The organism is Candidatus Culexarchaeum yellowstonense (assembly GCF_024707025.1).
GTDB lineage: Archaea > Thermoproteota > Methanomethylicia > Culexarchaeales > Culexarchaeaceae > Culexarchaeum.
The window spans coordinates 1-9,094 of record NZ_JANGFQ010000058.1 but is presented as its reverse complement, the minus strand read 5'-3'; the positions used below and the strand labels follow the sequence as shown (position 1 = coordinate 9,094).

The 9,094-nt window shown below is 41.8% G+C and carries 13 protein-coding genes; 12 read left to right on the top strand and 1 reads right to left on the bottom strand.

The window, feature by feature from the left end; translation table 11 throughout:
• From gcvPA to MRT15_RS07255, 3 genes are all read left to right on the top strand, one after another.
• On the top strand, positions 1 to 1,044 hold a 1,044-nt coding region (gcvPA, locus tag MRT15_RS07265), incomplete at its 5' end, for an aminomethyl-transferring glycine dehydrogenase subunit GcvPA (protein WP_304329312.1).
• Between the two features lie 4 nt (positions 1,045 to 1,048).
• On the top strand, positions 1,049 to 2,575 hold the full coding sequence (gcvPB, locus tag MRT15_RS07260; RefSeq protein ID WP_304329310.1) for an aminomethyl-transferring glycine dehydrogenase subunit GcvPB: 1,527 nt from the start codon (positions 1,049 to 1,051) through the stop codon (positions 2,573 to 2,575).
• Positions 2,576 to 2,863: a MoaD/ThiS family protein gene (locus tag MRT15_RS07255; protein WP_304329309.1), complete on the top strand. Its 288-nt coding sequence runs from the start codon at positions 2,576 to 2,578 to the stop codon at positions 2,861 to 2,863.
• Here the strand turns inward: MRT15_RS07255 and MRT15_RS07250 are convergent.
• Positions 2,852 to 4,120: a tRNA (N(6)-L-threonylcarbamoyladenosine(37)-C(2))-methylthiotransferase gene (locus tag MRT15_RS07250; RefSeq protein WP_304329307.1), complete on the bottom strand. Its 1,269-nt coding sequence runs from the start codon at positions 4,118 to 4,120 to the stop codon at positions 2,852 to 2,854. The two genes, MRT15_RS07255 and MRT15_RS07250, sit on opposite strands and share 12 nt — an antisense overlap.
• Before the next feature lie 265 nt (positions 4,121 to 4,385).
• On the opposite strand from MRT15_RS07250, the gene MRT15_RS07245 reads away from it, so the two are divergent.
• From MRT15_RS07245 to pcn, 9 genes are all read left to right on the top strand, one after another.
• The gene (locus MRT15_RS07245) at positions 4,386 to 4,553 is read left to right on the top strand and encodes a ribbon-helix-helix domain-containing protein (protein WP_304329305.1); all 168 of its coding nucleotides are present in this window, start codon (positions 4,386 to 4,388) and stop codon (positions 4,551 to 4,553) included.
• 57 nt (positions 4,554 to 4,610) lie between these two features.
• Positions 4,611 to 5,618 (top strand): diphthamide biosynthesis enzyme Dph2, encoded by a 1,008-nt coding sequence (dph2, locus tag MRT15_RS07240; protein WP_304329303.1) that lies wholly within the window; start codon positions 4,611 to 4,613, stop codon positions 5,616 to 5,618.
• Positions 5,602 to 6,234 carry an METTL5 family protein gene (locus MRT15_RS07235; RefSeq protein WP_304329301.1) on the top strand — a complete coding sequence of 211 codons (633 nt, stop codon included), beginning with the start codon at positions 5,602 to 5,604 and terminating at the stop codon, positions 6,232 to 6,234. The genes dph2 and MRT15_RS07235 overlap by 17 nt, the downstream gene beginning before the upstream one ends.
• 25 nt (positions 6,235 to 6,259) lie before the next feature.
• Positions 6,260 to 6,820 (top strand): exosome complex RNA-binding protein Csl4, encoded by a 561-nt coding sequence (locus MRT15_RS07230; RefSeq protein WP_304329299.1) that lies wholly within the window; start codon positions 6,260 to 6,262, stop codon positions 6,818 to 6,820.
• Positions 6,821 to 6,885: 65 nt separating this feature from the next.
• The gene (locus tag MRT15_RS07225; RefSeq protein WP_304329297.1) at positions 6,886 to 7,182 is read left to right on the top strand and encodes an RpoL/Rpb11 RNA polymerase subunit family protein; all 297 of its coding nucleotides are present in this window, start codon (positions 6,886 to 6,888) and stop codon (positions 7,180 to 7,182) included.
• 12 nt (positions 7,183 to 7,194) lie between these two features.
• Positions 7,195 to 7,584 (top strand): ribonuclease III family protein, encoded by a 390-nt coding sequence (locus MRT15_RS07220; RefSeq protein WP_304329296.1) that lies wholly within the window; start codon positions 7,195 to 7,197, stop codon positions 7,582 to 7,584.
• Positions 7,574 to 8,005: a hypothetical protein gene (locus tag MRT15_RS07215; RefSeq protein WP_304329294.1), complete on the top strand. Its 432-nt coding sequence runs from the start codon at positions 7,574 to 7,576 to the stop codon at positions 8,003 to 8,005. The genes MRT15_RS07220 and MRT15_RS07215 overlap by 11 nt, the downstream gene beginning before the upstream one ends.
• A gap of 6 nt (positions 8,006 to 8,011) precedes the next feature.
• A complete protein-coding gene (locus MRT15_RS07210) occupies positions 8,012 to 8,344 on the top strand; it encodes a transcription factor S (protein ID WP_304329292.1) in 333 nt (110 codons plus the stop codon).
• A 52-nt stretch (positions 8,345 to 8,396) separates the two neighbouring features.
• Positions 8,397 to 9,094: proliferating cell nuclear antigen (pcna) (gene pcn, locus MRT15_RS07205; protein ID WP_304329290.1), on the top strand; the 698-nt coding region annotated here is incomplete at its 3' end.

Sequence of the window (9,094 nt, the reverse complement as noted above, 5' to 3'; positions counted from 1 at the left end):
GCCTTATTTGAGTTTCAAAGTCTAATTTGTGAGTTGACTGGGATGGATGTGGCCAATGCATCCATGTATGATTGGGCTTCAGCCCTTGCTGAAGCTGCTTTAATGGCTGTTAGGGTTACGGGTAGGAGGAAGGTTATTGTGCCAAAGATCATTAGTCCAGATAGGCTTACAACTTTGAAGACTTATGCCGAACCTCATGGTATCTCCATAATTATGGCTGATTATGATAGGGAGAGTGGATGTATAGATCTATCTAAGCTTAGGGGGGTTGCCTCAAATGATGTGGCTGCAATTTACGTTGAAAATCCATCGTATCTTGGATTCATAGAGACAGGTGTTGATGAGGTGGCGTCCATAGCTCATGGTGTGGGCGCCCTATTCATTGTTGGAGTAGACCCAATATCCCTTGGGGTTTTAAAGGCCCCTGGAGATTATGGTGCAGATATAGTTGTCGGTGAAGGTCAACCCCTCGGTAATCCAATGAATTTTGGAGGTCCATTGCTGGGCATTTTTGCATGTAGATGGGATGATAAGCTTGTTAGACAAATGCCTGGCAGGATTATTGGTTTAACCAGTACGATGGATGGATCTGAGAGGGGGTTTGTGATGATCTTGCAGACTAGGGAGCAGCATATTAGGAGGGAGCGTGCAACATCAAATATATGTAGTAATGAAGCTTTATGTGCAGTTGCAGCCGCTGCATATCTATCCCTCTTAGGCCCATCTGGGTTGAGGGAGCTTTGTGAATCGATAATGTATAGATCTCATTATGCCATGAAGCTCCTCAATGAAATTAAGGGTGTTAGGGCTCCAATATTCGATTCACCACACTTTAAGGAGTTTACAGTCAATTTCGATGAATCTAAGGTTGGGGTGGAGGATGTTCATAGGGAGCTTCTAAAGAGGGGGATTCATGGCGGAAAGATAATTAAGAATGAGTTTCCAGAGTTTGGTGAAACAGCGCTTTACTGTGTAACTGAAGTTCATTCTAGGGGGGATATTGAGAGGCTTGCATTGAATTTAAAATCCATTTTGGGGGTGTGATGAAATGTTTAGGCAAGCTAAATGGCATGAACCATTAATCTTTGAGTTGGGTTATGATGGTAGGAGGGGCTATATACCTCCAAAAGTTGATGATGAAGTTAAGTCTGCTGTGGGTGACGTTTTAGCTAAGATTCCGGAGAAGCTTAGGCGTAAAGAGCTGAATCTACCACAGCTTTCCGAGGTTGAGGTTGTTAGGCATTATACCCGTCTATCTGAGATGAATTATGGTGTTGACTCCGGGGTCTACCCATTGGGTTCTTGCACCATGAAGTATAATCCGAAGGTTAATGAGGAGTTGGCATCCCTTGATTCTGTGGCTTATGTTCATCCATTACAAGATGAATCTACAGTTCAAGGTTCTTTAAGGCTTATGTACATGGTGGAGAAGTGGCTTGCAGAAATAACTGGGATGTATAGGTTTACTCTTCAGCCAGCTGCTGGGGCTCATGGGGAGTATGTGGGTTGCCTAATTATTAGGGCTTACCATAAGTTTAGGGGTGAAGGGTTTAGGGATGAGATGATAATTCCAGATAGTGCCCATGGAACTAATCCTGCAAGTGCAGCTATGGCTGGGTTTAAGGTTGTGGTTGTTCCTTCTGATGAGAAGGGGTGTGTGGATTTGAAGGCTTTGAGGAGTGCGGTTTCGGAGAGGACTGCTGGACTCATGCTTACAAACCCGAATACCTTGGGGGTGTTTGATGAGCATATTGTTGAGATTGCTGAGATAATTCATGATGCTGGTGGACTACTATACTATGATGGTGCAAATCTGAATGGCATATTGGGGATAGTTAGACCTGGCGATATGGGGTTTGATATAGTCCACTTAAATCTCCATAAGACGTTTTCCACTCCACATGGTGGTGGAGGGCCTGGTTCAGGTCCTGTTGGAGTTAAGGAGAAGCTTGAGCCATTCCTACCGGTTCCAGTTGTGGAGTTTGATGGTAAGAGGTATTATTTGGATTACAATAGGCCTTTATCCATTGGGAAGGTTAGATCTTTCTATGGTAATTTCGCCGTCATAGTTAAGGCTGCAGCATACATATTGTCCATGGGGGCTAAGGGTTTAAAGGCTGCCGCAGAGCTTTCAACTTTGAATACCAATTACTTCTTGAAGTGTATGTCCAATGTTAGGGGGTATAGCCTCCCATATGATCCAAGTAAGCCTAGGAAGCATGAGTGTGTTTTGAGCGCTGAGCCTATGGAGAGGGAGACTGGCGTTAGGGCTTTGGATGTTGCTAAAGCTTTGCTTGATCGTGGTTTACATGCTCCAACAATATACTTCCCATTGATCGTTAAGGAGGCTTTGATGATAGAGTTCACGGACACTGAGACGAAGGAGAATATTGATGCATATGTTAAGGTTTTGAAGGAGATTTCAGATGAGGCTTACAGCAATCCATCCATTGTAAAGTCTTCTCCAAGGAATACTTCTGTTGGGAGATTGGATGATGTGAAGGCCAATCACCCTAGATTCCTAGTGCCATCTTGGAGGGTTTATATGCGTAGATTGAAGGGGGCTGGTGGTTGAATGTTGAAGGTTACAATACTATTCTTCTCATTTTTTAGGGAAAATTTGGGTTTAGATAGGATCGTATTGGATATTGATGCTCCTCTAAGTGTTAGGGATTTGTTGATGGTTGTTGATGGTAAGCTTAATGGTAGGCTTATGAAGCTCATTTCGAATCCGGATGGAGAGTTTAGAAAGGATATTCACTTCGCTGTTAATATGCGTAGGATTGGGGTTGAGGATTTATCCAATGTTATAATTGGGGATGGGGATGTTTTGGCAATTATGCCCGCCCCTTCAGGGGGTTAACTCTCCAATTAAATGTGTGGTTTTTGCTCCAGTTATCTTGACCTTAACCGTCCTTCCAAGAATTTCCCCACACCCATTTATCTTTACAAGCCTATAATTCTTCATCCTAGCCTTAGCGGTTTCCCCATCAACTTTAAGCACCAATGCATCTTCAATTCTCCCCACATGCATCATATTCCTCTCTAGGGATATCCTCCTCGAAACTTCGACGATCTCCCTACATCTCTCACTCCTAATGCTTTCTGGTAGTTGTGGTAGGGCTGCGGCTTTGGTGTGAGGTCTTGGGGAGTATTTTGCTACGTTCACTTTATCTGGCTTTGTTTCCTCAATAACCCTTATAGTCCTCTTATGTGCCTCTTCACTTTCCATTGGGAATCCTGATATTATGTCTGTGGTTATGAATCCCATTGGATATTTTGATCTAAACTTTCTAACTATTGTCTTGTAATCGTTCACGCTGTATCTTCTATTCATTAGCTTTAGGATTTCATCATCCCCGCTCTGTAGCGGTATATGCATAAATTTGTAGATTCTCTCATCCTCATATATCTCCATTAGATCGTCTATTATTTTTAGGGCGTTATTTGGGGTCATCATTCCAATTCTAATAATGTACCCTCCCGGTATCTCAAGTATTTCCCTCAATAGTTTTGCTAGGTTTGTCCCTATATCCATTCCATATGCTGCTGTGTCTTGAGCTGTAAGTCTAATTTCCCTAGCTCCCTCCTCCACAGCCTTCCTCACAACCCTCTTTATCTCCTCAATACTGTAGCTTTTCAATCCGCCTCTAGCCAATTTAACTATGCAGTAGCTACAGTTTCCAAGGCATCCTTCAGCTATTGGTATTGTAACTGTTAATCCACCTTTAACTGCCCCCTCGAGGCTTTTGGCTCCATATCCTGTAATTCTAATTTCCCTCACATTTGATTCTAGAACTTCAAGTATTTCGCTAACTCTTTGTGGTGATATTAGTGATGCTTCTGGTGCTGCATTTAATACTAGTGCTGGTTGAGCTTTAGCCATGCATCCTGCAACTATAAGTTTACCTCCAATCTTCCTCCTAATATCCTCAAGCTCCCTTATCCTCTTTATAATCTTCCTTTCAGTCTCCCCCCTAACTGTGCATGTGTTTATTATTATTGCATCTGCCCTCCATGGGTCCCCTACTATCTCATGTCTTGACAGTATCATGTTCCTCATTAGGTTCGTATCTGCATCGTTGGCTGCGCATCCATAGCTTTCTATATAAACTTTCATATTCCACTCTAGATTTGTGTAGTTGATCTCACATATAAACATGACTTGCATTCTCCAATATTTTCACCGATATCTTTGTTTTCAATTATATTCTTCCTCCATATGGTTTTCTGTGTCCTATTTCGCCGTTTAAGCATTTTTGCTCAATCTAGAATTCTTTTAACATTGTCTTCTCAAACAGTTTGTATTCTATATGTAATACAATTGTAGTATAATCTTCTTTATTCAACCTCGTATTAAAAGTATTTTTGGTGAGTGGGGGTATATGAAAGTAATCACCATTAGGCTTCCTGAAGGTGTGGTTAGGGAGCTTGATGTACTCATTAAATGTGGCCGTTACTCTTCTCGAGCTGAGGTTATACGTGAAGCTGTTAGGGAGCTTGTTCGGAAGGAGTTTGTTAGTGCTAGGAGTGATCTTAAGGTTTATGGTTGACTTCTTCACTTAACACTTTTATACTTCCCCTAATACATCAATTTTTTGGATGTTTTCATGTATGATTTCAATTTGGATTATGTTGTCTCGAATAGTATGGTTAAATCTGCCCGTAGGATTCTAATTCAATTTCCAGATGGGCTTAAGGGTTACGCCTTGAAGGTTGCTGATGAAATTTCGAGTCATGTGGCTGCTGAGGTTATAGTCTCAATGGATCCATGTTATGGTGGTTGTGATTTGGCCATTGATGATGCTAGGAGGCTTGGAGCTGACTTAATAATACATTTCGGTCATACTGATTTCATTGGGTATAGTGAGATTCCAGTCATATATGTCCCCGTGTATTTTAGATCTTCCTTGAGGGATTTGGCTAGGAAGTTTGTTGAGATTTGGGGTTCTAGGGGGGCTGTTGGATTGCTCTCCACAATTCAACATATTGAGAATTTGAGTGAAGTTGTGGATGTATTGTCTTCTAGTGGTGTGCCAGTACATGTTGGTTTGAAGTGTGGTAAGTTGAGGTTTAATGGTCAAGTTTTGGGTTGTGAAGTTTGTGGCGCTGTGGGGATAGCTGACTTGGTTGAGGGGTTCCTAGTGATTTCCGGTGGCAATTTCCATGGTTTGGGTGTAGCGTTATCCACTGGGAAGACAACTTATGTTATGGATCCATTTAGGGGTGAGATTAGGTGTTTGGATAGCCTTGTTATGAGGGTTTTAAGTGTTAGGTGGAATAATATTGTTAGGGCTAGGGATTCTAAAGTCTTTGGGGTTATGATAGGTGTTAAGCCTGGGCAGTGTAAGCTGGGTTTGGCTTTGAAGGTTAAGGGGATGATTGAGTCTAGTGGTAGGAGGTGCTACCTCTTCTCAGTTAGGGATTTCTCAGCCGATTTAACTCTACCCTTTAGGGATGTTGATGTCTTTGTTTCAGCTGCATGTCCAAGGATTGCCATTGAGGAGGCTGAAGCTTATGGTAAGCCAATATTAACTCCATATGAGGTTAAGATTGCATTGAGTGGCTCCATGAATCCAGATGATATGAGGGGTATTTTGAATGAAGAGTTTGAGTAGGCTTAGGCATCTTGCAATGATACTTGAGAATGTTAAGCCACATCCAAATCCAAAGGTTTATTTCGAGCAGTATAGTCTTCGCGGTGATGATGCTGCTAGGATACTTTGGTTTGCTGGGGTTGTTAATGATGATATTCTTGGTAAGAGGGTTTTAGATGCTGGTTGTGGTACTGGGGTTTTGGGTCTTGGTGCTGTGCTACTTGGAGCTGAAATGGTTTTAGGGGTTGATTTGGATGATGAGGCTTTGAAGGTTGCTTTGGATAATGCTAAGTCTCTTGGCTTATATTTTGGTATATGCTTTGTTCGGGCAGACATTTCCCATCTACCATTGGCTAAACGTTTAGACACTATAATTCAGAATCCCCCCTTCGGGGTTCATAGGAGGGGGGCTGATAGAATTTTCCTTGAAGCTGCCATTGGAAGTGCGAAGGTTGTTTACTCGCTTCACAAGTATACCCCAAGTAATCATGCTTTCCTCTCCAATTTCATTTCAAAGCTTGGTGGTAGATTGTCTAGTCACCTTAGATTCACCATAACAATACCTCACACCTTCAATTTCCATAGGGAGGTTAAACGTAAGGTTAATGTTATCCTTTATAGGATACTATGTGTGTGATAATTGATGGTTTGAGGTGTTCATTTTGATTTCCAGTGGGAGCATAGTTTTCCCTGGTGATTTCCTCGGTGTGATAGAGGAGTTTATAGCTGGGGATGGGGTTAAGGAGGTTGATGGATCCCTGATAGCAGTTAGGTTTGGGCGTTTGAGGATCGATGAACGTGAAAGGAGGATTAACGTTGAATCTAAGAGGAGTTTAATTTTACCTGTGGCTGGGGATGTGGGTTTAGGGTATGTTTTCGATGTGGGTTTTGAGTCTGCTGGGATAAAGGTTGGTTATGTGGAGGGGAGGGGGGTTTTAAGGACTCCTGTAACTGCATACCTAAGACTCCCATATGCATCCAGTGATGTTAAATATAATTCAATGTATGATGTTGTTAGGGAGGGGGATATTGTTAGGGCTGTATTTTTAAATTCATGGATCCCCTACAATGTTTCCATTAGGGATAGTGATCTAGGCGTCCTCTTCGCCAGATGTCCATACTGCATTTCACCACTATACCTTAGGAATGGGCGTCTCGTATGCTCTAAATGCAATTTTCATAGTTCTAGGAAATTCGCTTCAGGATATCTTTTAAAAAAGTAGTTTTCACAATTAAGTTTATTACCATTTGTATCTTAAGCTATTACTGTGATGTTTGAGGGGTGTATGTGTTGGAAGTTAAGGTTTTGAGGAGGGGGGATGACTTCATAGAGCTTGAAATTAGGGGGGAAGGTCACACATTCCTAAATGCATTGTGTCAAAAGCTTTATGAGGATCCATCCGTGATTTTTGCCTCATATAATATTCCACATCCACTTGAAGATAGAGCTCTCTTAATAGTGAGGGTTTCCTCAAAATCTCCAGTTGAAGTTTTGAAGGATGCTACGATGAGGCTTAAGGAGGATGCATTGAAGTTTAGATCTGCCTTTGAATCTGCCTTTAAAAAATTTACTTCTGGGAGATGAGAGGCCTCTTCAATGTTCATTAATGATCTACATGACATATTAGTTGATGATGATTTGGCATCCTTCGGGGATTCCCTCATAAACTTCGTATACTCCATTGCTTTAAGTGTGGTTGGTGGTAGATTTCGTGGGGGGAGGGTTAAGAATAGGGTTTTAGCTGAGGCTTTATGTAGGTGTGGTTTGAGGGGGTTGCTTGAAGGTAGGGTTGATGTTCACGTTAAGGGTGATGCTGCTGAGGCTTTAATAGCTTATGCTTGGCTTTCAGGTAGGGTTTCATTAAATGAGCTTGTGGATATCCTTGTTGGGAATATTTCGGCTGATTCTATTGGGAATTTTGATTGTGAAGTTAAAGCTTTCTCAGCCCTCCTTAAACATGTTTTGGTGAGGATTTTTGAAGGTTAAATTGGAGTCTAGGATTGTGGGTGTAGTTTTCAGGAGGCCTTTGATAGTGTCATCCGTGTTTAGGGGTTCCCTTAGACTTGATGGCATTATAATTGGGATTTCCAAATCCAGCAACCCCCTAATTGAAGCTATTCATATGATTATGAATTCAAAGTTTTTTGATGAGATAAGTTTCATAGTTATTGATGCTGAGGGGTTTGGGGATGTTGATGTGGATTACGCCTTTTCAGTTTCATCTAAGCCTGTGATAGTGATTTATGGTGGATCTATGGTTTATAGGGGGTTGAGTGATTCTGATTTTAAGCGTTTAATGGATGTAGCTTGCATTCGCGGAGAATTTGAAGCTTTAAGGGTTTCTAGGCTTATAGCGTTAAAGTTATTAAGAACCTTGTCCAATTATTTCCCTCGACTCATGGAGTGATATATCATGGAATTCTGTGAGAAGTGTGGAGCTTTGATGCGTCCCAAGAGGGTTGATGGTAAGATTGTCCTAGTATGCTCTTCATGCGGCTTCGTTAAGGAGCCTTCCAATTCAACTATGAAGATTACTGAGAAGAGGGAGAGGGATGTGAAGAGTGAAATAGCGGTTGTGGATTCTGAGGTGGCTGCAAAGACTATGCCTAAGGTTAAGGCTGTATGCCCTAGATGTGGGAATAATGAGGCATATTGGTGGATGGTTCAAACTAGGAGGGGGGATGAGGCTCCCACAAGATTCTATAGGTGCACTAAATGCAATTATACTTGGAGAGAATATGAGTAGACTCCGATAAGCATTAATATATTTGTTGTGATAGTTGATTTTGGGTGTATGTATGTTTAGGTTTTCATTATCGGAGATAAAGGTTTGGAGGAGCGTTATTGACGCCATATCTGAGATTATTGATGAAGCAAACTTTGTGGCCACTCCAAGTGGCTTATCCCTTAGAGCTATGGATCCATCCCATGTGGCTATGGTGGAAGTTGAGCTTCCCAAATCCTTCTTCGATGAGTACAATTGTGAGGGGAACATTAACATTGGTGTCAATTTGGATGAGTTTAGGAAGATTCTTAAGAGGGGGTCTGCCAAGGATAAGATGTCCCTTGAAGTTACTAGTGATAGGAAGTTGAAGATAACCTTCAGTAATAAGGCTGAGAGGAATTTCAGCATCCCCCTCCTCGACATTGCTGGTGAGGAGATAGCGTCACCATCCCTTGAATTCAATGTTCATAGTAGGCTTGCCTCAGAGGTTTTTGAAGATGCAATTAAGGATGCCAGTTTAATAAGTGATTATGTTAAGATATCTGCTGAGGGTGACGTTTTGAAGATTTCAGCTTCGGGGGAGAGGGGGGATGTGGAGGTTAAGTTGAGTGAAGCTTCAGGGTCTCTTATAGAGTTAAATGTTAAGGAGCCTTCCAGTAGCACTTATAGCTTGAATTACTTGGAGGATCTCGTTAAGGCTTCCAGTGCCAGTGAAATTCTCGTTTTAGAGTTCTCCACTGATATGCCTCTGAAGCTTAGCTTTGAGCTTCC

Excerpts from the sequence above, each read along its gene's own strand:
- gcvPB (WP_304329310.1), top strand. The coding sequence starts at position 1,049 with ATGTTTAGGCAAGCTAAATGGCATGAACCATTAATCTTTGAGTTGGGT.
- MRT15_RS07255 (WP_304329309.1), top strand. The coding sequence starts at position 2,576 with ATGTTGAAGGTTACAATACTATTCTTCTCATTTTTTAGGGAAAATTTG.
- MRT15_RS07250 (WP_304329307.1), bottom strand. The coding sequence starts at position 4,120 with ATGAAAGTTTATATAGAAAGCTATGGATGCGCAGCCAACGATGCAGAT.
- MRT15_RS07245 (WP_304329305.1), top strand. The coding sequence starts at position 4,386 with ATGAAAGTAATCACCATTAGGCTTCCTGAAGGTGTGGTTAGGGAGCTT.
- dph2 (WP_304329303.1), top strand. The coding sequence starts at position 4,611 with ATGTATGATTTCAATTTGGATTATGTTGTCTCGAATAGTATGGTTAAA.
- MRT15_RS07235 (WP_304329301.1), top strand. The coding sequence starts at position 5,602 with ATGAAGAGTTTGAGTAGGCTTAGGCATCTTGCAATGATACTTGAGAAT.
- MRT15_RS07220 (WP_304329296.1), top strand. The coding sequence starts at position 7,195 with ATGTTCATTAATGATCTACATGACATATTAGTTGATGATGATTTGGCA.
- MRT15_RS07210 (WP_304329292.1), top strand. The coding sequence starts at position 8,012 with ATGGAATTCTGTGAGAAGTGTGGAGCTTTGATGCGTCCCAAGAGGGTT.